Origin of the sequence: Labrenzia sp. THAF191a, assembly GCF_009363335.1 — a bacterium.
In the GTDB taxonomy this organism is placed as follows: Bacteria; Pseudomonadota; Alphaproteobacteria; order Rhizobiales; family Stappiaceae; genus Roseibium; species Roseibium algicola.
In genome coordinates, this window is record NZ_CP045333.1 from 1,297,727 (window position 1) to 1,323,146 (window position 25,420).

General features: G+C 58.1%; 23 protein-coding genes. 13 read left to right on the forward strand and 10 right to left on the reverse strand.

All coding sequences use genetic code 11. The annotated features are described in order from the left end of the window. Positions 1-26 precede the first annotated feature (26 nt). The 5 genes from dnaQ to FIV05_RS06000 all read right to left on the reverse strand — a co-directional run bounded on the left by dnaQ (position 27) and on the right by FIV05_RS06000 (position 3,892). On the reverse strand, positions 27-740 hold the full coding sequence (gene dnaQ, locus FIV05_RS05980; protein ID WP_152508992.1) for a DNA polymerase III subunit epsilon: 714 nt from the start codon (positions 738-740) through the stop codon (positions 27-29). Positions 741-1,053: 313 nt separating this feature from the next. Continuing rightward, positions 1,054-1,641 (reverse strand): dephospho-CoA kinase, encoded by a 588-nt coding sequence (coaE, locus tag FIV05_RS05985; RefSeq protein ID WP_152508993.1) that lies wholly within the window; start codon positions 1,639-1,641, stop codon positions 1,054-1,056. Beyond that, on the reverse strand, positions 1,638-2,486 hold the full coding sequence (locus tag FIV05_RS05990; RefSeq protein ID WP_173013784.1) for a shikimate dehydrogenase: 849 nt from the start codon (positions 2,484-2,486) through the stop codon (positions 1,638-1,640). The genes coaE and FIV05_RS05990 overlap by 4 nt, the downstream gene beginning before the upstream one ends. Next, positions 2,483-3,082, reverse strand: a complete 600-nt coding sequence (locus tag FIV05_RS05995) for a Maf-like protein (RefSeq protein WP_152508994.1) — start codon at positions 3,080-3,082, stop codon at positions 2,483-2,485. Before FIV05_RS05995 ends, FIV05_RS05990 begins: the two co-directional genes overlap by 4 nt. A 12-nt stretch (positions 3,083-3,094) precedes the next feature. Continuing rightward, positions 3,095-3,892 carry a pyruvate, water dikinase regulatory protein gene (locus FIV05_RS06000; RefSeq protein ID WP_055660553.1) on the reverse strand — a complete coding sequence of 266 codons (798 nt, stop codon included), beginning with the start codon at positions 3,890-3,892 and terminating at the stop codon, positions 3,095-3,097. A 487-nt stretch (positions 3,893-4,379) separates the two neighbouring features. Between FIV05_RS06000 and hemE the strand changes: the two genes are divergently transcribed. The 10 genes from hemE to FIV05_RS06050 all read left to right on the forward strand — a co-directional run bounded on the left by hemE (position 4,380) and on the right by FIV05_RS06050 (position 15,511). Next, the gene (gene hemE, locus FIV05_RS06005; RefSeq protein ID WP_152508995.1) at positions 4,380-5,408 is read left to right on the forward strand and encodes a uroporphyrinogen decarboxylase; all 1,029 of its coding nucleotides are present in this window, start codon (positions 4,380-4,382) and stop codon (positions 5,406-5,408) included. A 4-nt stretch (positions 5,409-5,412) separates the two neighbouring features. Next, entirely contained in the window at positions 5,413-5,841 is a 429-nt protein-coding gene (gene hemJ / locus FIV05_RS06010; RefSeq protein ID WP_152508996.1) for a protoporphyrinogen oxidase HemJ, read from the forward strand. A 299-nt stretch (positions 5,842-6,140) separates the two neighbouring features. Further along, on the forward strand, positions 6,141-7,406 hold the full coding sequence (gene rho, locus FIV05_RS06015) for a transcription termination factor Rho (protein ID WP_023002463.1): 1,266 nt from the start codon (positions 6,141-6,143) through the stop codon (positions 7,404-7,406). Between the two features lie 131 nt (positions 7,407-7,537). Continuing rightward, entirely contained in the window at positions 7,538-8,119 is a 582-nt protein-coding gene (locus FIV05_RS06020) for a GNAT family N-acetyltransferase (protein WP_152508997.1), read from the forward strand. Between the two features lie 64 nt (positions 8,120-8,183). Next, positions 8,184-8,753 carry a GNAT family N-acetyltransferase gene (locus FIV05_RS06025; protein WP_152508998.1) on the forward strand — a complete coding sequence of 190 codons (570 nt, stop codon included), beginning with the start codon at positions 8,184-8,186 and terminating at the stop codon, positions 8,751-8,753. Between the two features lie 711 nt (positions 8,754-9,464). Next, positions 9,465-10,814: a tRNA uridine-5-carboxymethylaminomethyl(34) synthesis GTPase MnmE gene (gene mnmE / locus FIV05_RS06030; RefSeq protein WP_152508999.1), complete on the forward strand. Its 1,350-nt coding sequence runs from the start codon at positions 9,465-9,467 to the stop codon at positions 10,812-10,814. Positions 10,815-11,112: 298 nt separating this feature from the next. Next, positions 11,113-12,999 (forward strand): tRNA uridine-5-carboxymethylaminomethyl(34) synthesis enzyme MnmG, encoded by a 1,887-nt coding sequence (gene mnmG, locus FIV05_RS06035; protein ID WP_152509000.1) that lies wholly within the window; start codon positions 11,113-11,115, stop codon positions 12,997-12,999. A gap of 14 nt (positions 13,000-13,013) precedes the next feature. Further along, positions 13,014-13,655 carry a 16S rRNA (guanine(527)-N(7))-methyltransferase RsmG gene (gene rsmG, locus FIV05_RS06040; RefSeq protein WP_152511835.1) on the forward strand — a complete coding sequence of 214 codons (642 nt, stop codon included), beginning with the start codon at positions 13,014-13,016 and terminating at the stop codon, positions 13,653-13,655. Positions 13,656-13,674: 19 nt separating this feature from the next. Further along, positions 13,675-14,499 (forward strand): ParA family protein, encoded by an 825-nt coding sequence (locus FIV05_RS06045; protein ID WP_055660245.1) that lies wholly within the window; start codon positions 13,675-13,677, stop codon positions 14,497-14,499. A gap of 106 nt (positions 14,500-14,605) precedes the next feature. After that, positions 14,606-15,511, forward strand: coding sequence for a ParB/RepB/Spo0J family partition protein (locus tag FIV05_RS06050; RefSeq protein WP_152509001.1), 906 nt, complete (start codon positions 14,606-14,608; stop codon positions 15,509-15,511). Positions 15,512-15,758: 247 nt separating this feature from the next. Here the strand turns inward: FIV05_RS06050 and holA are convergent, their stop codons facing one another. The 4 genes from holA to FIV05_RS06070 all read right to left on the reverse strand — a co-directional run bounded on the left by holA (position 15,759) and on the right by FIV05_RS06070 (position 20,867). After that, on the reverse strand, positions 15,759-16,799 hold the full coding sequence (gene holA, locus FIV05_RS06055) for a DNA polymerase III subunit delta (RefSeq protein ID WP_055660240.1): 1,041 nt from the start codon (positions 16,797-16,799) through the stop codon (positions 15,759-15,761). A gap of 24 nt (positions 16,800-16,823) precedes the next feature. Further along, positions 16,824-17,399 carry a hypothetical protein gene (locus FIV05_RS06060; RefSeq protein WP_031269989.1) on the reverse strand — a complete coding sequence of 192 codons (576 nt, stop codon included), beginning with the start codon at positions 17,397-17,399 and terminating at the stop codon, positions 16,824-16,826. Continuing rightward, complete coding sequence (gene leuS, locus FIV05_RS06065) at positions 17,386-20,007, reverse strand: leucine--tRNA ligase (protein ID WP_152509002.1); 2,622 nt, start codon at positions 20,005-20,007, stop codon at positions 17,386-17,388. Before leuS ends, FIV05_RS06060 begins: the two co-directional genes overlap by 14 nt. 152 nt (positions 20,008-20,159) lie before the next feature. Beyond that, positions 20,160-20,867, reverse strand: a complete 708-nt coding sequence (locus tag FIV05_RS06070; protein WP_286202301.1) for a transporter substrate-binding domain-containing protein — start codon at positions 20,865-20,867, stop codon at positions 20,160-20,162. Positions 20,868-21,124: 257 nt separating this feature from the next. Here FIV05_RS06070 and FIV05_RS06075 point away from each other — a divergent pair, with 257 nt between their 5' ends. Both FIV05_RS06075 and FIV05_RS06080 read left to right on the forward strand, forming a co-directional pair. Next, entirely contained in the window at positions 21,125-21,796 is a 672-nt protein-coding gene (locus FIV05_RS06075; protein WP_152509004.1) for a YggS family pyridoxal phosphate-dependent enzyme, read from the forward strand. Positions 21,797-22,213: 417 nt separating this feature from the next. Continuing rightward, a complete protein-coding gene (locus FIV05_RS06080; RefSeq protein ID WP_152509005.1) occupies positions 22,214-22,444 on the forward strand; it encodes a hypothetical protein in 231 nt (76 codons plus the stop codon). A 159-nt stretch (positions 22,445-22,603) separates the two neighbouring features. Here FIV05_RS06080 and FIV05_RS06085 read toward each other — a convergent pair whose 3' ends face one another. Further along, on the reverse strand, positions 22,604-24,043 hold the full coding sequence (locus FIV05_RS06085; RefSeq protein ID WP_209009870.1) for a TrkH family potassium uptake protein: 1,440 nt from the start codon (positions 24,041-24,043) through the stop codon (positions 22,604-22,606). Positions 24,044-24,296: 253 nt separating this feature from the next. On the opposite strand from FIV05_RS06085, the gene dctP reads away from it, so the two are divergent. Continuing rightward, the gene (dctP, locus tag FIV05_RS06090) at positions 24,297-25,289 is read left to right on the forward strand and encodes a TRAP transporter substrate-binding protein DctP (RefSeq protein WP_023002477.1); all 993 of its coding nucleotides are present in this window, start codon (positions 24,297-24,299) and stop codon (positions 25,287-25,289) included. The last annotated feature ends 131 nt before the right edge of the window (positions 25,290-25,420 follow it).

Sequence of the window (25,420 nt, forward strand, 5' to 3'; positions counted from 1 at the left end):
AATCCGATTAAGAGGTCTTTCGAGCCTCAGCCGTTGTATTTTGACCAGATCGCGCTGTCGCCCATGCCTTCGATGAAGGCCTTGTGGGCTTCAAGTTCGCTGTCCTGCAACAGGCGCTGCAACGGCGAGGGACGTTGGCGGGCGTTAAAGGTGCCGAGTTCGCCAGGTTCGAAGCTGGAACCTGCCGAAGAGGTTTCTTCTTCGTCCGTAATCAGGCCAAGGGCCGTCTGGCGGCCGCCGATAAGCTCCAGATAGACTTCAGCCAGGATTTCCGCATCGAGAAGAGCGCCGTGCTTGATACGCTTGGAGTTGTCGATGCCATAGCGAGAGCATAGCGCATCCAGTGAATTCGGCCCCGATGGGTGCTTGCGGCGGGCGAGATCCAGCGTATCGAGCACCTGGGTGTTCGGAATTATGCGCCGTCCGGCCCGTTCCAGCTCCATGTTGATGAAGCCCATGTCGAAAGCCGCGTTGTGGATCACCAGCGTGGCATCACCAACGAACTCCAGAAACTCATCCGCAACGTGCTCGAACAAGGGCTTGTCGGACAGGAATTCCGCCGACAGGCCATGAACCCGGAAAGCTTCTTCCGGCATGTCGCGCAGCGGGTTGATGTAGACGTGATAGGAATTGCCCGTCGCGATGTGATTGATCAACTCAACACCGCCGATTTCCACCAGCCGGTCACCTCCGCGCGGGTTCAGGCCTGTTGTTTCCGTATCGAACGAGATCTCGCGCATTTTTCCGCCTTTTGCCTATGGATTCACTGTGCAGCTTGCAGGGTGAGTGGCAAGAGTTGCGCGCGGTTTTCCCCGGTGTTCTGGCGTTTTGTTGTTCTGGGGTTTTTCGGTTCTGGGGTTTGATCCCGATGCCCCAGCGCCCGTTCCGTCCAACACTTCATTCAGAGGAGCCCGGCATTGCCGGGTGTCTCGAAGGATGGGTCACTGGTTTTGGAGTATGCCGCCCATCCTTCGAGACGGGCCTTACAGGCCCTCCTCAGGATAAGGGCGAAGTTGAAAAGACCTTCAGGTGCAAGAGGAGATCAGAGAGACGTCAACCGGCCGCGGCAAGTGCTTTCAGGATCGCTCTCACCTGCCGCTCCGCCGCTTCCATGCCCCGGCCGGTATCGACCAGGAAATGCGCGCGGCGGCGTTTTTCTGCGTCAGGCATCTGCTTGGCGAGGATCGCCTCGAACCTGTCTTCGCTCATGCCCGGCCGGGCGAGGACACGGTCTCGCTGAACGTCTGCATCGGCGGTGACAACAACGACGACATCCACGCGGGCCTCACCGCCGGTTTCGAACAGCAACGGGATATCCAGCATGACGATGCGCCGATGGTCCGCGCGGGCACGCTTCAGAAAGAGCTGCTCTTCCTCACGCACCAGGGGGTGAACGATGGCTTCGAGCTTTTTCATGGCCTCGGGCTTGCCGAGCACATGCGGGGAGAGCAGCGTACGGTCGACCTTGCCGTCCGACACCGTGCCGGGAAACGCCGCCTCGATCAGCGGCGCAGCCCGGCCCGAATAGAGCGCGTGGACCGTGGCATCGGCATCGTGCACGGGAATACCTTCAGCAGCGAACATTTTTGCCGTTGTCGATTTGCCCATGCCGATGGAGCCGGTGAGGCCGATCCGGATCACGCGGTTACTCCAAGGTCTTCGAGTATGAGGTTGCGCAGGGTGTCGTCCACTTCCGGCCGAACCCCGAACCAGCGCTCGAACGCCGGTACGGCCTGATGCAGCAGCATGCCAAGGCCGTCCACAGTCCGATTGCCCCGAGCCTTCGCGCTGCGCAGCAGGTCGGTTTCCAGTGGTGCATAGACTGCGTCAGTGACGATTGCCGTCTTCGGCAAGGGTGACAGGTCGATTTCCAGTGGCGCCTTTCCGGCCATGCCGAGCGAAGTGGTGTTCACCAGAAGATCGGCTTCTTCAAGCACTGTCCCCAGGTTGTCCCATTCGTGAGCAATCGTTCCGGAACCAAACATATCCGCAATGGCTTTTGCTTTTTCGAATGTCCGGTTGACGATATGCACTCTTGTGAATCTCCGTGAGAGCAATGCCCACACCACGGCGCGTGCGGCTCCGCCTGCCCCCAGGACCACGGCAGATTCACGTGAAACGTCCCACCCGGGGGCGAGCTGATCAAGATTGCCGAGAAAGCCGAGACCATCCGTATTGGCCCCGCACAGCCGGCCGCTGTCGTCCAGCCAGATCGTGTTGGCAGCCCCCATGGATTTTGCTGCGTCGTCCAGCCAGTCGCAGGCCGCGGCAGCCACTTCCTTGTTCGGAACAGTGACATTGGCACCGGACAGACCCGCGTCGGCAAAATTCCGGTAGAAGTCCTCGGCTGTTTCCGGCGGAACATCGACCCGGCCATATTCTCCGGCGATGCCATGCTTCTTCAACCAGTATCCATGCACCAGCGGAGAGCGGGAATGTGTGACCGGATGACCTGTGATGGCCGCTTTTTTCACGGATCCGCTCATGTTTCGATCACCTTCAGGCTGCGCAGCTCTGCCAGAAGAGGCAAAAGGGGCAGGCCAAGAATGGTGAAATAGTCGCCATCTATCTTTTCAAAAAGCTGCACGCCGAGACTTTCCAGCTGATAGGCGCCGACGCTGGAAAGCACGTCCTCACCGGCCGCAGCCAGATAGTGGCCAATGAAGGCCGGGCTCAGTTCGCGCATGGTCAGGCGTGCCGTAGAAACGTGGCGCCAGATTGCTTCGCCATCCTTCGAAATCACGACGGCGGAATGCAGTTCGTGGGTCTTGCCGGAAAAGGCGAGCAGTTGCCGGCGCGCAGCTTCCATGTCCTCCGGTTTTGTGCGTCTTTCACCTTCGAACGCCAGAATCTGATCGGCACCGATGACAAGGTCACCTGCGCGGCGGTCACTGACGTCATTCGCCTTGGCTTCCGCCAGAACGCTTGCCAGGTCCTCCGGAGGAAAGCCTGCTTCCAGGAGCGGGGCTTCGACAACACGCTCGTCGACATCGGCCGGGTCGACCTCGATGTCGAGCCCGGCGTTTTTCAGAAGATCAGCGCGGATCCTGCTTCCGCTTGCCAAGACAACTGCCATTTCCATCCCTTTTGTTGGTTATCCGGCGCGCCCGGTTTCTCCTCCGCCTTCCTGCCCTGATTTGAATTCCTTGAAAAGGGTCAGGATCTCCGCAGCTGTCTCCTCGACAGAACGACGCGTAACGTCAATCAACGGCCAGCCATGTTCCGTGCAGAGCCTGCGGGTCATGTTGATCTCCTGGGAGATCTCCTTCCGGTCGACATACGTGTCGTTATAGCCTTCCGAATTCAAAGACAGCACACGGTTGCGGCGGATTTGCTGGATGCGTTCGGCAGAAGCGATCAGACCGACAATCATCGGCTGCTTGAGTTTCTTCACATGTTCGGGCAGGGCGATGCCCGGGACCAGCGGCACGTTTGCTGCCTTGATGCCCCGGTTGGCCAGATAGATGCAGGTTGGCGTCTTGGATGTGCGCGAAATGCCGATCAGCACGATATCGGCGGATTCCAGATCGTCCCAGATCTGACCGTCATCATGCAACATGGTGTAGTTGAGCGCTTCCATCCGGCGAAAATATTCCGCATCCAGTTCATGCTGTCCGCCGACACGGTGGGTTTGGGTGACATTGAGATAAGACTGGAAGACCGCGAAGACCGGATCCAGGATATTGACGAAGGGCACTCCCAGCTCGCGGCATTTCAGTTCCAGCCGGCCGGCGATTTCCACATCGACCAGGGTATAGAGGACGATGCCGGGTGCCTTTTCGATTTCAGTGATTACCCGGTCGAGCTGCTTCTGGGAGCGCACCAGCGGATAGACATGCTCGATTTCCTGCACGTTCTCGTACTGGACCGTTGCCGCACGGGCCACTGTCATCAGCGTTTCGCCGGTGGAGTCGGACACGAGATGGAGATGGAAGTAGTGTCTCGACTTGTTCACGTTGTCATCCCCAGGCCTGTTGATGATTTGGGTAAGATGTCTGTCACCCAGTGCCTAGCACGAAGTTTATGCCCGCTCAGCCGAATTTATTAACAATGCTTAAACGAGCGGAAACTGATGCCGAAACGGTTGTGCATGGATGTGGATTCACAAAGGCGCTGTGACATATCGACAGATTGTCCACTGCCGCCCAATTCCTTAACGAAACGTAAACAAGCGGACAAGTGATTGTAATTCAATTCGTAATCCTGTTATCGACTCCTGGGGAGGAAATCTGCTTAACAAGTAGCGGATTTTTTCCCGCCGAGAAAATCGGGCTGATGGATTGTGGATAGAAAATGATCCCGGTAATCCACGCACAAATAGAAAAAACAGATTCAAAATAAGAATCTTTATTGATTTGAAATGTGGGAAAGGCGACCTCATGATATCCCAAGACAAGTCCGTGATGCGGGTACTCTCCGGAGAAAAGCTCTGGCCGCCTCCCATCTGGATGATGCGTCAGGCCGGACGCTATCTTCCCGAATATCGCGAAGTGCGTTCGAAGGCGGCAAACTTTCTGGAGTTCTGCTATTCGCCCGACCTTGCAACAGAGGTCACGCTCCAGCCGATCCGCCGGTATGGTTTTGATGCAAGCATTCTGTTTTCCGACATCTTTGTCGTACCGGACGCCATCGGGTACCCGGTTCGTTTTGAAGAAGGACGTGGTCCTGTTCTGGAACCGCTGTCTGCCGATCTTCTGGATCGTCTGGAACAGGATCGTGCCGAGGATCATCTCAAACCGGTCATAGAGACGGTTTCACGCCTGCGGGCGGAGCTGCCAGAGGAAACGACACTGCTGGGCTTCTGTGGCGCTCCCTGGACGGTTGCCTGCTACTCCGTTGCCGGTCACACCACCCAGGACCAGGTTGCCGCCCGTGTGGGCGCCTATCGCGATCCTGACCTGATGCAGCGTTTCATCGATCAGCTCGTCACGGCCTCGATCCGCTATCTCATCCGACAGCTGGATGCGGGCGCGGATGCGGTCCAGATTTTCGATACCTGGGCGGGTGTTCTGGATGAAGCCGGTTTCAAGCGCTGGTCGATCGAACCGACACGCCGGATCGTTGACGGTGTTCGGGCGGTGCGGCCGGATGCAAAGATCATCGGTTTCCCGAAAGCTTCCTCGGCTCGGATGATGGCATTCGTGGAAGGTACGGGTGTGGATGCGGTCGGTTTCGACTGGACGGCTCCGGACCAGGTTGCGCTCGACATTCAGAAGAAGGTCCCGATCCAGGGCAATCTGGATCCGATGCGGCTGGTGGCCGGCGGCAAGGCGCTGGAAGAGGGCGTAGCCCATATCCTGAACACCTTCGACAAGGGTCCGCTGGTCTTCAACCTGGGGCATGGTGTGACGCCGGACGCGGATCCGGAAAACGTTGCCCGCATGGTCGAGCTGGTCAGGAAGGGATAAGCGCATGGATCTCTTTCTCTGGATCAAGGCGCTCCACGTCATCTCGATCATCGCGTGGATGGCCGGCATGCTCTATCTGCCGCGGCTGTTCGTCTACCATGCGGCCACGGAAATCGGGTCGGAACAGTCCGAGACATTCAAGATCATGGAACGGCGGCTGCTCAAGGCCATCATCAACCCGGCCATGATCGCCTCCTGGGTGTTTGGCCTGTGGCTCGCCTGGGAACTCCAGGCCTGGCAGGACGGGTGGTTCCACGCCAAGTTCACGTTTGTCCTGATCATGTCCGGTGTTCACGGCCATCTCAGCAGCTGTGTGAAGAAATTCGCCCGCGACGAGAACAAAAAGTCGCAGCGTTACTACCGGATACTCAACGAAGTTCCGACTGTCCTGATGATCGGGATCGTCATCTTCGTCATCGTCAAACCGTTTTAAGCGGCACGAAACAGGCAATAGAGACAGCCGCAGACATGCGGCCGTCATTTTCACCTTTCGAATTCTAAGTGTGGCCTAAAAAACCGGCAGAATTCCGGGCTTGCGCTTTATTGCAAATCAACGTATCTTTCGCGCATCTTCATACGGCACAGTGTTCGTTTTCAATCGCTCCGCAGTCGCCGTACAATCTGGACACGCCTAAAAGTCTCTCAGATATCTTCTGGCCGACCCATCCATCCGGCGCAGAACGACCTTTCCAAACCTAAATCCATAACAACACAAAAAAAGACCCCAACTCGATGCGGGAAATGAAACTCAAAGACCTAAAAGAAAAAACACCGACAGAGCTGCTCCAGACTGCTGAGGAGCTTGAAGTCGAAAACGCCAGCACCATGCGCAAGCAGGAGCTGATGTTCGCCATCCTGAAGAACCTAGCTGCTCAGGATGTGGAGATTATCGGCGAAGGCGTCGTTGAAGTCCTTCAGGACGGCTTCGGCTTTCTCCGGTCTCCGGATGCGAACTATCTGCCGGGCCCTGACGACATTTACGTCTCGCCCTCGCAGATCCGTCGCTTTTCGCTGCGGACAGGGGACACCGTTGAAGGCCAGATCCGCAGCCCCAAAGAGGGCGAACGGTATTTTGCCCTTCTCAAAGTCAACACCATCAATTTCGAGGATCCGGAAAAAGCCCGGCACAAGGTTCACTTCGACAACCTGACGCCGCTTTATCCGGATGAACGTTTCCGGATGGAGATCGAAGATCCGACTATCAAGGATCTCTCCTCCCGCGTTATCGACCTGGTAGCGCCTCTCGGCAAAGGCCAGCGTGCGCTGATCACCGCGCCGCCGCGCACAGGTAAAACGGTGTTCCTGCAGAACATCGCGAAGTCCATCACCACCAATCATCCGGAATGCTATCTGATCGTTCTTCTGATCGATGAACGTCCGGAAGAAGTGACCGACATGCAGCGCACGGTCGACGGCGAAGTGGTTTCCTCCACGTTCGACGAACCGGCCGCCCGCCACGTGCAGGTTGCCGAAATGGTGATCGAGAAGGCCAAGCGCCTGACCGAGCACGGCCGCGACGTCGTCATCCTGCTGGACTCCATCACGCGTCTGGGACGTGCGTACAACACCGTCGTTCCGTCTTCAGGCAAGGTCCTGACCGGTGGTGTCGACGCCAACGCCCTGCAGCGTCCGAAGCGCTTCTTCGGTGCGGCCCGTAACATTGAAGAGGGTGGCTCGCTGACGATCATCGCGACCGCACTGATCGATACCGGCAGCCGCATGGACGAAGTCATCTTCGAAGAGTTCAAGGGTACGGGTAACTCCGAAATCATTCTGGACCGCAAGATCTCCGACAAGCGTGTTTACCCGGCCATCGATATCCAGCGCTCCGGTACACGTAAGGAAGAGCTTCTGGTACCGGCCGAGCGTCTCAAGAAGACCTTTGTGCTGCGCCGGATCCTCAACCCGATGGGGACGGTGGATGCGATCGAATTCCTGCTCGACAAGCTGAAACAGACCAAGTCGAACGACGATTTCTTCGACAGCATGAACACTTGATCCCAAACGGATCCGGTTCTATTCAAAGGCGCGGCCCGCGAGGGTTCGCGCCTTTACTTTTTGTTAAGAATTAAAAACCCCGCCACCGTGTTTCACGTGAATCCTGCCTTTGTTGAATCGGACCCGTTCTGATGACTGACGCTTCGTTCCTGTTAGAGACTGACCGGCTCCTGCTTCGTCCATGGAAGGATGAAGACCTGGACCCATTTGCCAAACTCTGTGCCGACCCCGAGGTGATGAGATTTTTCCCTGAGGTGTTGACGCGGGAGAAATCCGACTTGCTGGTTGCGCGGTGTCGGGAAAAGACGGTGAAGGACGGTTTCAGCATGGCGCCGATTGAAATCAAGGAGACGGGAGAATTTCTCGGCTTCGTTGGTTTGAACGTGCCGTCCTATGCGGCACCCCTGCCGTTCGAGCCTTGTGTCGAAATCGGCTGGCGCCTGAAGCGGACTGCCTGGGGGAAGGGCTATGCAGGCGAGGCTGCTCGGGAGTGGCTTCGATTCGGTTTTGAAACCATCGGTCTTGAAGAGATCGTGGCTTTCACCATCCCGGACAATCTGCCGTCGCAAAGGGTCATGGAAAAGATCGGCATGACCCGCGATCTGGAGGGAGACTTTCTTCACCCCAGTCTTCCGGCAGATCATCCGATCGCAAAACATGTGCTTTATCGCCTTAAGAAGACGGACTGGATATCCGGCCCGAAGCAAGTCTGACTTCTGTTCCGGTGTGTCGATCAGATTCACGTGAAACAGACCTGCATCGCCTAAAGTTCAGACAATGAGAAACACCTTCAAGATTGAAACCGAACGGTTGGTGCTGCGCTGTTGGGCGGAAGCACATATTGACCCCTGTGTGCAACTTTGCGCAGACCCGGAGGTGATGAGGTACTTTCCCGACGTACTGACCCGTGATCGGGCCTTGAAGCTGATCGGCATGTTCCGGGACTGTTTTGAAAAGCACGGTGTTTTTTACGCACCGATTGAACTGAAGGCGTCAGGCGAGTTCATCGGCTTTGCCGGACTTGATGTGCACGATGAAGAGGCGCTGCCGATTGGTGGCTGTGTCGATATTGGTTGGAGGCTCAAGCGGTCAGCGTGGGGCCGGGGGTTTGCTAGCGAAGCTGCTCGCGCCTGGCTTCGATTCGGCTTTGAAACCATTGGCTACGAAGAGATTGTTGCCTTCACTGTTCCCGGCAATATTCCCTCGCAGAAGGTCATGACACGAATTGGCATGACGCAGGATGAGAGGGGTGACTTCGAGCACCCGAAGCTTCCAGAGGGACACGCCTTCAAGCGGCACCTGCTCTACAGGATGACGTATGACGATTGGCAGATGCGGACTGGGTGAGGGTTTATCCGAGCTGGAGATAAATCCGAGCAGAGATTCACGTGAAACAGAAACAGGGTCATGCCGGGGTCAGAATTTGTTTCACGTGAATCCGTCACGTTGAATCGGCTCCGATCCGACAGACGAAGTTTTCACCTGAGGTGAGTGTTTCTTTCTCACATTTCTTGCGGGCCACATTCGAACCCGATGTCACGCCTGATTGCAGTGGCTGGACCAGAGGACGACGGCGAAATCCCGGACGCGGTGTTTCACGTGAATCCCCTGTTTTGAATCGGCTCCGAACTCATCGCCTACTGTTGTGTTCAGGAGCTTAACCGCCTCCACTTACATCGTGTGACGACATGGGTGAAAGACCTCGATGTTCAGCTTACGGACAGATTGTGAGGCTGTGACGTAGTTTCGCCAAACGAAATGCAATTCCCTCATTCAGTGTGTTTCCGTCCTGGACCCGATTTGAAGGGGAAACAGGAACTGCCGGCGGCTGGGTACTCTCTGGCCGAAGCTGCGCGTGTGAGGCACAAGAACCGCGCCTGAGAGGAAAGCCGCTCCTGTCCAAGCCAGGTACTTTCTGACAATTGATTCACGTGAAACAGATTGCCGTATCGCCAGCAACTTCGATTCGGCGGCGGAATGGCGAGGCTTGTTCTTTTCCGCGGTGACGAGAGTTGATAAAGAGGCGGTCCACGACCCGACCACGAACCGGAAGACACCATGGCTGACACGATCTTTGCGCTCTCTAGCGGAGCTGTGCCTTCGGGCGTTGCGATGATCCGTGTGTCTGGTCCAGGTACCAGGGAGATCGTTGAGACACTGGCTGGCAAGGTGCCACAGCCGCGGAAGACGATGCTGGCCAAGCTCCGGGATCCGGAAACGAAGGACGTTCTCGACGAGGCCCTGGTACTCTACTTTGAAGGGCCTTCCAGCTTCACGGGAGAGGACGTTGCCGAGTTCCAATGCCATGGTGGACGTGCCGTGGTCTCAAGCCTTCTGTCCGTACTTTCCCGGTTTTCCAATTGCCGTCCGGCCGAGGCAGGGGAGTTCACGCGCCGCGCTTTCGATCGTGGCCGCATGGACCTGACGGAAGTTGAGGGCCTGGCAGATCTCATCGCCGCAGAGACCGAGAGCCAGCGCAAGCAGGCAGTCCGTCAGATGGGTGGAGCCCTCGGCAAGCTCTATGACGACTGGAGAAAGCGTCTCATCCATATGCGCGCAATGATCGAGGCAGACTTCGATTTCGCCGATGAAGAGGATGTTCCTGGCAGCGTTGCCGATGAAGTCTGGGCGGAAGCAACCCAGCTCCATGGTGAGATTGCAGATCATCTTGAGAAATCCCGCAGCGGCGAGCGTCTACGGTCCGGCTTGCAGGTGGTGCTGATGGGGGCGCCCAATGCCGGCAAGTCCAGTCTCCTGAATGCCATCGCAGGACGGGAGGTCGCCATCGTCACGGAAGAAGCCGGAACGACCCGGGACGTGATCGAGGTTCATCTGGATCTTTCAGGGTATCCCGTGACGCTAGTCGATACCGCCGGCCTCCGGAAGACGGAGGGTGTGGTTGAGAAGGAAGGCATACGCCGGGCGGAGGAACGGGGCCGGGGAGCGGATCTCATCCTGTGGGCGGTGGAGCCTGGTGGGGTGGAACAGGACGATGTCGTCGCCGGCCTTCCGGAAGACCTTCGCCGTAGCGTGCCTGTCTGGACCGTTCGAACGAAGGCTGATCTTGAGACTCTTCCGGAACAAGACTCTTCCGGAACGATCCAGGAAATTGCTTGTTCCAGCAAAAGCGCTGAAGGTATGAACCCGCTTTTTTCCCGGCTTACCCGTTTTGCCGAGGAAACGATATCTGTCGGCGAAGCACCACTGGCCACCCGGGAACGGCACCGTCACTATCTCAAGGATTGTCTGTCCGGCCTGAGAGCTGCCGTGGATATGGTGCACCTGCCGGCGGAATTGCGCGCGGAAGACCTTCGCCGGGCGGCAGATGCTCTCGGACGGATCACCGGGAGGATCGATGTCGAGGATTTGCTCGATGTGATCTTCCGGGATTTCTGTATCGGGAAATGACCTGTTTCACGTGAATCATCTCAGGTGAACTGCGGATCGATTCTCTACCGGAACATGTTTCACGTGAATCATTTTCTCTGCCGTAGGTGCTAAATGACCTGCGCCACCAGACGATCTGCCTGCTGACCGGAATTCCGCTTTGACCTTAAGCTGCGTCACACGTATAAGTCTCGGCGAACAAGTGCCGGTTTGCGCGGCCTGTGATAATCTGGCCTAGGCCGGAGAAAGATCCCGAAAACCGAACCGGAAAAACCCGGACCCGAGGCTCTGCTGTCGGGTTTCGTGAGCGGTAGAGACTATGAACGAACTGGACCTGACATTCGATGTGGTGGTGATTGGTGGTGGTCATGCCGGCTGTGAAGCTGCGGCGGCATCGGCACGTGCTGGCGCGGCGACTGCTCTGGTCACGCATCGCTTCGATACAATCGGTGTAATGTCCTGTAACCCGGCCATCGGTGGTCTGGGGAAGGGGCACCTCGTTCGCGAGATCGATGCGCTTGATGGATTGATGGGGCGTGTTGCCGACAAGGGCGGGATCCAGTTCCGCATGCTTAACCGGCGCAAGGGACCGGCGGTCCGTGGTCCGCGCGCGCAGGCAGATCGCAAGCTCTACCGGGAAGCGATGCAGCGTGAGATTGCCGCTGTCGAAGGTCTGAGCGTCGTTGAAGGCGAAGCCCACAAGATCCGGTTTGCGGTTGACGGCGAAAAACGTTCTGTCTCGGGTATCGAACTGGCCGATGGCCGGGTGATCAACTGTCGCGCCATCGTGCTGACGAGCGGTACATTTCTCCGGGGCCTCATTCATATCGGCGACAAGAAGATACCCGCGGGACGCTCCGGCGAAGCGCCGGCACTCGGGCTGTCTGAATCACTGGAGGAAATCGGCTTCGATCTTGGGCGTCTCAAGACAGGTACGCCCGCACGGCTGGACGGCCGGACGATCCACTGGGACAGGCTGGAAGAGCAGCCGGGCGATGACGACCCGATTCCGTTTTCCACCCTGACAGACAGGATCGAGACACCTCAGATCCCGTGCCACATCACACGCACGACGCCAGAGACCCATCGCATCATTCGTGAGAACCTTTCTCGCTCTGCTATGTATTCAGGCGAGATCAAGGGGCGGGGGCCACGCTATTGTCCGTCGATCGAAGACAAGATCGTTCGCTTCGGTGACAGGGACGGGCACCAGATTTTCCTGGAGCCGGAAGGACTGGACGATCACACCGTCTATCCGAACGGTATTTCCACATCGTTGCCGGAAGATGCGCAGATAGCGTTTCTGAAAACCATTCCGGGTTTGGAAGATGTGGTGGTGCTGCAGCCGGGTTACGCGATCGAATATGACCATGTCGACCCGCGCGAGCTGCGTCCGACACTGGAAGCCAAGCGGTGCTCTGGTCTTTACCTGGCTGGGCAGATCAACGGTACGACCGGGTATGAGGAAGCTGGGGCACAGGGTCTTGTGGCCGGGCTCAACGCCGCTCTGAAGGCTGCCGGCATGGCACCGTTCGTGGTTGACCGGTCCGAGGGATATATCGGTGTCATGATCGATGACCTGATCACCAGGGGCATCACCGAACCCTATCGGATGTTCACGTCGCGAGCAGAGTACCGGTTGTCCCTGCGGGCGGATAATGCGGACCAGCGCCTGACCCCTTTGGGTATCGCTATTGGGTGTGTGTCCACCACACGTAAAGAAGCCTTTGAAGACAAGATGGCCAGGATCGCCACTGCGCGGGAACTTCTGACGACACTGACCGTGACGCCTTCCGAAGCTCAGAAGAAAGGCCTGCCTGTAAATCAGGATGGCATTCGCCGGTCTGCCTTCGATCTGCTGTCCTATCCCAATGTCACCTTCGAGGGCCTGACGGACATCTGGCCCGAACTGAAAGATATTGATCCGGCGATCGCGGAGCAGGTTGCGACAGATGCGCTTTATGCCGTTTACCTCGATCGTCAGATGGCTGATATCGAAGCCTTGAAACGCGACGAAGCCTTGTCGATCCCGGATGGTTTCGACTACGAAGCGATCATTGGTCTTTCCAATGAAGTGCGCCAGAAACTGATCGACATTCGCCCGGCCACTCTTGGCCAGGCTTCTCGCATGGATGGCATGACACCCGCCGCGCTCACGCTGATCCTGTCGCATCTGAAGCGCCAGAGCCAGAAAGGGGCTGCCTGATGGGCCGCCCGGTGATGTTGAATACCTCTGGACAGGTTGTGCATAAGTTTGGGGATGTTTCACGTGAAACGTTGGATAGACTCCAGATCTACGTCGACCTCGTTCTGAAATGGCAGCCTGCGCAAAACCTTATTGCACCGTCGACCATCCCGGATATCTGGACCCGTCACGTGGCGGATAGCCTGCAAACCCAGTGGTGTTGTCCGGAAGCACGGACCTGGGTTGATATCGGCAGCGGCGGCGGGTTTCCCGGGGTGGTGACCGCAATCCTGCTCGCCGATGAACCGGACGCACATGTGCACATGATCGAGAGCAACCAGCGCAAGGTGGCATTTCTCAGAACGGCCTTGCGGGAGACAGGGTCCAAGGGGACAGTGCATCCTGGCCGGATCGAATCGGTTGCGAAAGATTGGAAGCACGGCCGGGTGGACGCTGTTTCTGCGCGCGCTTTGGCGTCGCTGGATCTGCTTTTTCAGCTTTCAGAGCCGTTTACGGCAACCGGCGCAAAGGCTGTTTTCCACAAAGGTCAGGATTTTCAGCGAGAAGTTAACGAAGCTACTGCCCGTTGGCAGTTCGACATGATAGAAAAAGACAGTCTTGTTGATCCAATGAGCCGGATGCTTCTTTTCTCGAATATTTCAGCCCGGCCGGAGTAGCCAGGAAGGTGTTGTAGCAATGAGCATGCTTCCCGAAATGCCGCGCGTTCTCGCGCTAGCGAATCAGAAGGGCGGGGTGGGCAAAACCACGACCGCCATTAACCTCGGCACGGCGCTTGCGGCGATTGGCGAAAAAGTTCTGGTGATTGACCTCGACCCGCAGGGTAACGCTTCAACGGGTCTGGGCATCGAGCATCGTGACCGTGGTCTGTCGACGTATGAAGTCCTGAGCGGCGACTGCGCCCTTGCAGAGGCCGTTCGCGAAACGGCGGTGCAGCGTCTTTGGGTGGCGCCGTCCACAATGGATCTGCTGGGCCTCGAACTGGAAATCGCTTCCACGGGTGACCGGGCGTTCCGCTTGCGCAGTGCCATCGAAAACCTGACCCATTCGCGTCTGTTCCAGGAGATCGGCTTTACCTATGTGCTGGTCGACTGTCCGCCGTCACTGAACCTGCTGACGATCAACGCCTTGTCCGCGTCGCACTCCATCCTGGTGCCGCTGCAATGCGAGTTCTTCGCGCTTGAAGGTCTCAGCCAGTTGCTCAGCACCGTCGAGCAGGTCAAGAACGCGCTTAATCCTGAACTCAGCATCCATGGCATCGTTCTGACCATGTATGACAGCCGCAACAACCTCTCCAGCCAGGTGGTCGCCGATGTGCGCGAAACCATGGGTGATGCGGTTTACGAAACGATCATTCCGCGCAACGTTCGCATTTCGGAAGCACCGTCCTATGGCAAGCCGGCGCTGCTTTACGATTTGAAATGCGCCGGCAGCCAAGCCTATCTGCGGCTTGCGTCGGAAATCATCCAGCGTGAGCGCGAACTGCGACGCGTCGCGGCATAAAGCCCGATCGATTCGGCTCCGTTTTGGCGAGCCTTGATGCATGGCGGCGAAGAGGCACAGTCGCCATGCTATATCCTATTGAAATATAAAAAGAAAAAGGTGCGGTATGGCGGAAAGAGACGTCAAGAACAAGCGTTTGGGCCGTGGTTTGGCGGCGCTGATCGGGGATTCGGCTCCCGAAGCGGCCGCACCGCCGGAAAAGATCATTCGCGACTCCCGCAGGGTTCCGATCGAACATCTGGAGCCCAACCCGCGCAACCCGCGCAAGACCTTTACCGAGAAAGACCTGGCGGATCTTTCGGAGTCCCTGAAGGCAAAAGGCATCGTCCAGCCGATCCTGGTGCGTCCGGCGGCAGGGAAGGCCAATCGTTTCGAGATCATCGCCGGCGAACGCCGTTGGCGGGCCGCACAGCGGGCCGGGCTGCACGAAGCACCAATCATCATTCGGGACGTGACCGATCAGGAAGCGCTTGAGCTCGCCATTATCGAGAACGTCCAGCGTGCCGATCTCAACCCGATCGAAGAAGCGATGGGCTATGAGCAGCTCACCGCCGAGTTCAGCTACAGCCAGGGGGAACTCGCCAAGGTGATCGGCAAGAGCCGTAGTCACGTGGCCAACACCATGCGCCTGCTGAAGCTGCCGAATTCGGTAAAGGACTATCTTGCCGAAGGCCTGCTGACGGCCGGTCATGCCCGCGCGCTGATCACCGTTGAAGATCCCGCGGCACTGGCCGAGTTGATCGTGGAAAAAGGCCTGACGGTTCGCGACGCGGAAAAGCTGTCGCAGGATCCGGATGCCCTGGCCAAGATCACGGGCAAGAAGGCACCCGGCGACAAGCCGCAGAAGGACGCCGACACCAAGGCACTTGAAAAGCGTCTGACCGACACGCTGGGTTTGAAGGTGACCGTTGGGCACAAGCCTGGCAAGGAAACCGGCGACCTCAAGATCAAATACACCTCGCTCGAACAGCTTGACGAGCTGTGCAAGAAACTGGGTGTCGAGACACGCTAAAGTATTGATATTATGACAAATTTAGAGCCGGAGCGCGTTTTGCCCCGGCTTTTTTTGTTCCGGTTCTGCCAGTCTGCCACCCCACACCCCTCATCCTGAGGAGCCGCATAAGCGGCGTCTCGAAGGATGGACCACTGGTTTCTGAGTTTGCCGCCCATCCTTCGAGACAGCGCTTGCGCGCTTCCTCAGGATGAGGGGGAGTACAAGAATACAGGGAGCCTCAGGGAGACGAGCTGATGAGCGCGTTCTAACGCCGCTGTTGCCGCGCTCTGGCGGCTCTGCCGAGCTTCAGGAGGGCTTCGGAGAGGACGGGTACACCAAGGGCATCGTTGAGGCGGGAAATGCGTGTAGCCTCGCTCAGAATGTCCATGGCGCGTTCCAGATCCGTCAGGGACCAGATCCGCAGCTGCTGGGTGAATTTCGGCTTGCGGGAGAAGAAGATAGGCGGTCGTTGTCCATCGACGACGGCCTGAGCGTTTTTGCCCTGTTCGATATCGATTCGCATCCGGTGCAAATGTTGAAAATGCTTCAATGTCTGGTTGGCGATCACCGAGGCCTTGGAGCCGGCTTCCGCGAGTCGTTCCAGCCCGTGGTCCAGCAAGGCAAGGTCTCCCGATGCTGCAGCATCAATCAGCTCCGACATTTCGAAGGCGGATGCATCGCCGATGATAGCCTCGACATCCTCGCTGTCGATCCGGCCCTTGTTGAGGGCATAGAGGCAGAGCTTTTTCAGCTCACCGCGGCTGGCCATGCGGTCGCCGCCCAGCAGGCTGTGCAGTGCTGCCCGGGCTTCCCGGGTAACCGAAAGACCGGCTTCGCGTGTTTCCTCGTCGATCAACTGGTCGATGCCCCGGTCATTGTCGGCATAACAGGGCAGCGCAACGGCGCGTTTGTGCGGTTCGATCAGCTTTCTGAGGCCGACACCCTTCTTGATGTCGCCGCCCTCAAGGACCACCAGCGTCTGCCAGTCGTCCAGTTTCAGAACGGGTTCGACTGCAGGATTGAGATTGCGGGAGGAAGCATCCTTCACCCAGACGATCCTGCGGCCACCAAAAAGCGGAACGGTCAGGACTTCGTCGATCAGCCGATTCGGATCCGAACCGAGATCGGACGCATCTAGCTTGACCAGATTGAACGGATCGCTTTCGCCTTCGGAGGCCTTGTTAACGAGGCGGGTGGCGCGTTCCGATACAAGTCCGGTATCCGGACCGAAGATCAGGACAACGCCGCCAGCCTCCGGGGGATTGGCGACGAAACGGTCAATCTCCGCGGCTTTGAGGACGGTCACGGCCGTTTGCCTCCGGGGTCAGTGTTACGACTGGCTGGCGAAATAGCCGGCAATCCGGGCTGCGATATCGTCGGCAACTGCCTTGGCAACACGTTCCTGCGCATCACGATAGGCACGGGTGTTGGCAAAACGCTGGTTGGAGAAGTCGTAGGAAGCGGACTTGAACGCCCGGCCGGTCATCAGGGTTTCGTCGGTCGCCAGATCGCTCAGGACGAAGGTCGAGTTCATCGTGGTCGTGTAGGCGGAAGGTACGTCGGAGAACTGTTCAACGCCGACTTCCGAGCTGCCGATGTCCATCAACACCTTGAGACGATATTTCTTGGCACCCGAGCCGGCCCCACGTTCGAACCGGTAGGTCAGTTCGTTGTAGAGAACACGCGATGCGTCGTCGTTGGCGTACTGGCTGGAGATTGATTCCAGGTCGATTGCCGCGAGTTCCGCCGCCACGGGGGAGGGCTGGGAACCGAAGTCGCCCGTGCTGCTGCCGTAAAGCGGGCGGACCTGACATCCGCCCAGAGCCATGGCAGCAGCCAGTCCGGCGCAAAGGGCAGCGCGCCGCAAAGCGCCACTGCTCTGGAAGAGGTTGTTAAACAACGACATTCACGATCCTTTGCGGTACCACGATGATCTTCTTCGGCGCCTTGCCTTCAAGAGCCTTCTTGACTGCGTCGAGGGCCAAGGTAGCCGCTTCGACCTCGTCTTTGGAAGCCTCTTTTGCAATCGTCAGTTCACCGCGTTTCTTTCCGTTGATCTGGATCGGGTAGGTGACGGTGTCGTCGGACAGCAGGGCTTCGTCGGCCTGCGGCCAGCTTGCTTCCGAAATCAGATTGTCGTGGCCGAGTGCAGACCAGCATTCTTCTGCCAGGTGCGGCATCATCGGAGCTATCATCTGCACGAGGTAGTCGGCTGCTTCACGTACGGCATATTCGGTGCCGGCATCGGCGTCGCCTTCGTTGAAGACCTTGCTGATGGTGTTGACCAGCTCATAGAGGCGGGCCACGGCACGGTTGAAGCCGAGGCCTTCCAGATCGGCGGAAACGGCCGCCAGGGTCTTGTGGCTGGCCCGGCGCAGATCAAGCGCCTTGCCGTCGACTTCCGGTGCCTTGCCGCCACGAGGTTCGATCTTCTCGGCAATGTCGCCGATCAGGCGCCAGACGCGCTGGACAAAACGCCAGGCACCTTGCACGCCGTCCTCGGTCCAGATCACGTCTCGCTCCGGCGGGCTGTCGGACAGCATGAACCAGCGGGCGGTATCGGCGCCGTAGGTGTCGATGATGTCGGTCGGATCGACAGTGTTCTTCTTCGACTTCGACATCTTCTCGATGGAGCCGATGGCCACATCCTCACCGGTTTCGACAAGAACCGCGCGGCGCTTGCCGTCGACATCCTCGATACGGATCTCGGACGGGGCAATCCAGCGCCCGTTCGCACCTTCGCCGACGCGATAGGTCTCGTGGGTGACCATGCCCTGTGTAAACAGGCCCTTGAACGGCTCCTTCAGATCAAGCGCACCGACCTTCTGCATCGCCCGTGTGAAGAAACGGGAATAGAGCAGGTGCAGGATGGCATGCTCGATACCGCCGATATACTGGTCCACCGGCAGCCAGCCGTTGGCGGCTTCCGGGTCGGTCGGCTGATCGCAGTCCGGCGCCGTGAAGCGGGCGAAGTACCAGGAACTGTCCACGAAGGTGTCCATGGTGTCGGATTCGCGGCGGGCAGGCTTGCCGCATTTCGGGCAGGACGTATTTCGCCAGGTCGGGTGACGGTCGAGCGGATTGCCGGGCTTGTCGAAGTTGATGTCATCCGGCAGCTGGACCGGCAGGTTCTCGTCCTTCTCCGGTACCACACCGCAATCGTCGCAATGAATGACCGGGATCGGGCAGCCCCAGTAGCGCTGACGCGAAATTCCCCAGTCGCGCAGGCGGTAATTCACCTGGCGTTCTGCCTGGGATGCGCCGTCGACGGTGATTTCTTCCAGCTTCTTGGCCACCGCTTCCTTGGCGTCCGGAATGGAAAGGCCGTTCAGGAAGCCGGAGTTGAAGATGGTGCCGTCGTCGGTGAAAGCCTCGTCGGCTACATCAAAGGTTGCCGGATCGGCATCCTTCGGCAGCACGACGGGCGTGACAGGCAGGCCGTATTTGCGGGCGAAGTCCAGGTCGCGCTGGTCATGTGCCGGGCAGGCAAAGATGGCGCCGGTGCCATAGTCCATCAGGATGAAGTTGGCGACATACACCGGCAGCTCGATGGAGGCATCCAGCGAGTGTTTGACGCGCAGACCGGTATCGAGACCTTTTTTCTCTGCCTTTTCAATTGCTTCTTCGGATGTACCGACCCGGCGGCACTCTTCTATGAAGGCTTTCAGCTCCGGATTGCTTTCCGCCAGCTTGGTCGAGATCGGATGATCCGGCGACAGGCCCATGAAGGAAGCACCGAACAGCGTGTCCGGACGGGTGGTGAAGATTTCCAGCGTCTTGTCGCCGGTGGGCGCAGCCTCGGTGAATTCGAAGCGCACACGCAGACCTTCGGAGCGGCCGATCCAGTTCTTCTGCATCAGGCGCACCTTGTCCGGCCAGCGGTCGAGCGTGTCGATCGCCTCCAGCAGGTCTTCCGAGTAATCGGAAATCTTGAAGAACCATTGGGTCAACTCGCGCTGCTCAACCAGAGCGCCGGAGCGCCAGCCGCGACCGTCAATCACCTGTTCGTTGGCCAGAACCGTCATGTCGACCGGGTCCCAGTTGACCTTGGCGTTCTTGCGGTAGACGAGGCCGGCCTCCAGGAACTTCAGGAAAAGCCGCTGTTGCTGGGTGTAATAGGCGACGTCGCAAGTCGCGAATTCCCGGCTCCAGTCCAGCGACAGGCCCATGATCTTGAGCTGGTCGCGCATGGTGGCGATGTTTTCGTAGGTCCAGTCCTTCGGATGAACCTTGTTCTGCATGGCCGCGTTTTCCGCCGGCATGCCGAAAGCGTCCCAGCCCATCGGATGCAGGACGTTGAAGCCCTTGGCGCGTTTGTAACGGGCAACAACATCGCCCATGGCGTAGTTGCGCACGTGGCCCATGTGGATGCGGCCGGACGGATAGGGGAACATTTCAAGGACATAGTATTTGTCGCGGGGATCGTCGTTGTGGGTGACGAAGACGTCCTTGTCGTTCCAGACCTTTTGCCAGCGCGCTTCGACTTCGCGCGCATTGTACCGTTCCGTTGCCATCAAATGTGCCGTTTGTTCTTGCCGCCGGATCCGGCGGATTTCCTGAAAGATTGACTGCCGGACTGTCACCAGAAATCGCGTCCGGGGTCAACATGTGAGAAGAGATTGATCTTGCAGATGCCTGTTTATTTCGCAACGCCGCATTCGTAAAGCTATCGGATGGCCGCTTCCGGCGTTGTTTCGGGATCCGGCGGACTTGAAGCTTCCCAGATTTCCAACAGGCGCCGCCCGTCCGGGTGTTTCCTGCTGAACATGGGATACATGGGCACTTCCAGGAAGGTGGGGGAGTGAACGAGCAGGCTTGCTTCGTCACCCAGGAACACGGCCTTCCGGATCATGCCGACTTCCGTGCTCTCCATATAGACATCGGCCCGTTCGTGCAGAAGCATCGACCAGGCAAGCTGTTCCGTCGACACATATTCAACAGTGACACCCGCAGCCTCCAGCATGTCTTCGTACCAGTAGTTTCTGACCGCAACCACGGAGAGCCCTTCCTTGCGAAGATCATCGAAGCTCAGTGGTCCGATGCCGTCCGGAAACCGGTCTTTCTTGTAAAAATGTACGTAGGTTGCCAGTCCGACGGGCCGTTCGGGAAAATGGAATTCCTCACTTCGTTCATCCGTGTAGGACCAGGAAAAGGTTGCGGCGTAAGTCCCGTTCCTGACCATCTGGTACGATCGCTGCCAGGGAAGAAAGTCGAATTTCGCCCGATGCCCGGCTTTTTCTATTATGCGTCTGACGATCTGGGTGTGGCTTCCGAAGCCCGGTGACTTCTCGCCAATAAAAGGCGGCCATTCGCCAACCGCGAACGTGAAGGTTTCACTCCGCGATGCGGGAACGTACAGAAAGCAGAACAACATCAGTATGCAGATAAATGAACCGAGTTGCCTCACACCGGGCCCTCCATCTTCATTTGATGCAAGCGGCGAGACACTATCGGCAAACCTCTAGGAAAAGGTGAACCTGATTGAATACCTGGCGTGAAAATTCACCGGCTGTGCAGTCACGTCAGGTCGCTTGGGTCTGTGCAAAGACCACTTGAGATCAAGGGGCGACCGGGCCTATGAGAAGGAACGCGCGATCCGGCAGAGCACCTGACAATTTGAAGGACCAACTGATGACCTCCGCAGCAGACCGACTGGCCAACGTCCAGGCAGATATCAGAAGTGCCGAAGCCGAGTTCGGCAGGCCGGAGGGGTCGGTAACGTTGATTGCGGTTTCCAAGACCTTCGAAGCGGACGAGATCCGCCCGGCGCTTGAGGCAGGTCAGCGGGTTTTCGGCGAAAACAGGGTGCAGGAAGCCATGCACAAGTGGCCGGGGCTTCGCGAGGACTTTGAAGGCATCGAATTGCATCTGATCGGCCCGCTGCAATCCAACAAGGCCAGGGAAGCGGTCGCGACCTTTGATGTCGTCCATACGGTTGACCGGCCGAAAATCGCAAGGGCACTGAAAGCCGAGATGGAAAAGCAGGGCAGGGATCTGCCGTGTTTCATTCAGGTGAACACGGGTGAAGAGCCCCAGAAGGCAGGCATCGCACCGAAGGATGTCGATGCTTTCGTGAAAGAGTGCAAGGAAGATGTCGGGCTCAACATTGTCGGCCTGATGTGCATTCCGCCGGTCGACGAAGCGCCGGGCGAACATTTCGCGCTTCTGGAAAAGATCGCCGCCCGCAATGGCCTTGAGCAGCTTTCCATGGGCATGTCTTCCGACTATCCGGTCGCGGTCGGCTTTGGGGCCACGCATGTGCGTGTCGGATCCGCCATCTTCGGCTCGCGCGAATACACCTGATCGAAGCCTGCCGTTTCACGGAACGGCAATCAGCCCGGTCTTGGTATTGCTTCGGTTTGCAGGACTGGTCGCGAACCGAAGCCCGGCTAGCCGTTTCGACCAGTTTGTTTCGAATTTATAAATAAAATCAAATAGATATTCGGACTTGTTTTTCCAGCGGAAGCCCCAGAACTGCCTAAAATCGTTAAAAATGACGGTAGTTTGACCGACCTGTGGCTGATCCCTATGGCGAGACACAACATTGCCGCGAAGGTTTCAAAGAGCTGCCCTTTGCCGGTCGCGATCGGCCCGCAGTGTTTGTCTCGTTCCGGTTCGACGGGTCGCAGGGGCCTGGCGAACGGACGGAACGACAGGTGAGCCCAAAGCCGAACGGCACACGGGACACCTGACAAGACCCAAACCATTGGAGGTCATATCATGTCCAAACGTCTTACTGCTGCTCTTCTGATCGGTGCCTTTACCGCGTCTTCCGCAGCTCTTGCCCAGGGCATGTCGTTCGAGGCGGTGGATCTCGATCAGGACGGTTATGTCAGCTTCGAGGAAATCGCGGCAGCCGTCCCGACCCTTTCTGAAGATGCATTCAACGCGGCTGACAGCAATCAGGACAGCCTTCTGGATCCGGAAGAGTTCACCTCCGTCCAGCCGTAATCGGGCTTCGGGCAATCAAACCCCCCGTCGGCTGCGTCAGCAGCCAGATTGCCCGAACAAGACCACCGTCGGTAAGGTCACGCCGGCGGTGGTTTTCCGTTTTGAAGGGGACTTCCGAATTTTTTCCGAAGAAATGAGCCAATCCGGCCGGGTCAGGCTTCAGTCCAGCCAGAAATCCGGTGTCAGGAGCAGGATACCTGCCAGGATTTCCAGCCGACCGAGGATCATCTGAACCGCCAGGAACCATTTGGCGAGATCCGGCAGCGACTGGAATGTACCGGACGGACCAATGGTATCGCCTACGCCGGGACCGACATTCGCAAGGGCTGTGATGGAGGCGCTGAGCGCCGTCTCGAGATCAAGACCGAGCATCATGTAGACCAGCGAGAACGCCGCGAATGCGCCTGCATAAAGAACGGCGAAGACAAGCACGCCTTCCAGAACTGGATTTGACACGGCCCGTCCCTGGTATTTCGCCTCGACCACCCGGTGCGGCCGGATCATCCGTCGGAACAGGCCCTGGATGTAACTGCCCAGAATTGCGATCCGGAACATCTTGAAGCCGCCGGACGTGGAGCCGCTACAGCCGCCGAAGAACGTCAGCACGAAGAAAATCGCGATCACGGGCGGGCCGAACTGCAGGTAGTCGTTGGCGGCATAGCCGGTGGTGGTGATCACCGAAACCACGTTGAAGACCGCGAATGTGAACATCTGGAACGGCGTGTCATGTCCGATGAACCGTTCGAACAGGAACACGCTGATCGAAGCTGCGGCGACAATGGCAAGCAGCAGCATGATCTGGACGTCCTTCACCCAATGCCGTCGCTCGATACTCCGGATCAGATAGAGGAACGGCACGGCGGACCCCAGCATGAACACCGAGGCGACCCAATAAACGGCGAGGCCGTCAAATTGGCCGAAGGACTGGTCGGACGTGGAGAATCCTCCCGTCGAGACAGTGGTCATGGAATGGATCACCGCTTCGAAAAAGGTCATTCCACACAGCAGGTAGAGCGTGGCGCAGGCAATCGACAGTCCGGCATAAAGGGCCAGCAGCCGGTAGACGAACGGTCCGACATGACCATATGGCTTGCTGGTATTTTCAGACGATTCCAGCGCGAAGAGCTGGCTGCCACCAACGCGCAAACCCGGCAGAAGCCAGATCCCGATGGCAACCACGCCAATGCCGCCAACCCATTGCAGCAAGGCTCGCCAAAGCAGGATGCCCGGCGGCAACGTGTCGAGACCCGTCAGGATTGTCGAACCGGTTGTGGTCAGGCCGGAAGCAGTCTCGAAGAAGGCGTCTGTGAAGCTGATGCCGAGGCCGCTGAAGTAGAACGGAACGGCACCGGCGAAGGAGAAGGTGAACCAGGCGGCGTTGACGAACAGGATCGCTTCGCGAAAGTGGCTCGGCGGCTGTTCTCCCTGGAAAGCCATGGTCATGAGCAAGCCCGCCGTCCCAAGAACCAGGGCCGACACCAGAAAAACCTGCCAGTCAGAGTTACTGGCGAACACATCCGCGATACCCGGAACGATCATCAGAACTGAAATCAGGATGAGCAATCGTCCGATTGGCAAAGCAATGGCGCGATAATTCATAGACTGGACGTCCGCAACGGTCGGCTGTCAGGACAGCAGGCGTGTGTGTCAAAAGACAGTCGTTATCTGCCTGTGCACTGCAAAAAGCAAGGCCGTCGGGATTTGGGCCTGCCTGTCACCTGGAAAGACCGGCAGGGTGGCTTGCCTGCGCGCGATCGGCAAATCTGCTTCTAAAACACACCTATACGCCAGTTCATGTTGACCGGACCGGGAGGCTTTGCCAGAGTGATTTCATAAATTTGGGAGGAAAAACATGAAAGTACTTTCCTGGGCGCTTGGCGCGGCAATGGCGCTTGGCCTGGCAGCCGGTTCGGCACAAGCAGCAGACACAACCTTGCGCATTTCGCTGCAATTGCCTCTGACGAGCCACCTCGGCCAGAATCTGCAGCTTTTCAAGGAAGAAGTAGAGAAAAACTCCAACGGCGACATTGCCGTGGAGATCTACGATTCCGCTCAGCTCTACAAGGACAACGAAGTTCCGGCAGCCGTCGGAAGCGGGTCCATCGAAATGGGCGTTGCGTCGCTGACGCGTTATGTCGGCGACATTCCTGCCGTCGACGTTTTCTATCAGCCGTTCCTGTTCGACACGGAAGAAAAGGTTCGTGCAGCCGTAGCCAAGGGATCTCCCGTGCGCGGACCGCTGGATGAGGCAATCGCGGAAACCGGTTCCACCGTTCTGTGGTGGCAGGCTTATGGCGGCTCCATCATGCTGTCCAATGGCGGACCGCTGAAAACCCCGGAAGATCTGAAAGGCAAGAAGGTTCGCGTCTTCGGCAAGACGCTTGGCGACTTTGTCACGGTTGCCGGCGGTGCGCCGACGCTGATTTCCGGTTCCGAACAGTATCTGGCCTACCAGCGCGGCACCGTGGACATCGGCATGACCGGTGTTTCCGGCGTGAAATCCCGCAAGCTCTGGGAAGTCATGGACACGATCACCGTGACCAACAATGCGGATATCGAGTTCATCGTCGTGGTGAACACCGATTTCTGGAATGGCCTGCCGGATGAGCACAAGAAGATCATCGAGGCTGCTGCCCTCAAGGCGGAAGCCGATGTGCGGGATCGGATGTCCCAGATCGAAGCCGAAGCTTACGAGATTTCGGAGCAGAACGGCATGACCATCTACACGCCGACCGCAGAAGAAATGACCGCCTGGAAAAGCGTAAGCCAGCCGGTCTACGACAACTTCGTCGAAAAAGCGGGCCCCCTCGGCAAGCAGGTTCTCGAAGCCGCTCAGAAATTCTGACGGTCCACGGATACTGAACGACGGAAGCGGCCGCGGCCATGCTGGCCGCTTCCAGTCACGGATGCCGGAGTTCCGGTGTCTTTTCGCGGCCGGGTTTCACCGGCCGTCTTTTCCCGGCCTTGCCGATTGCT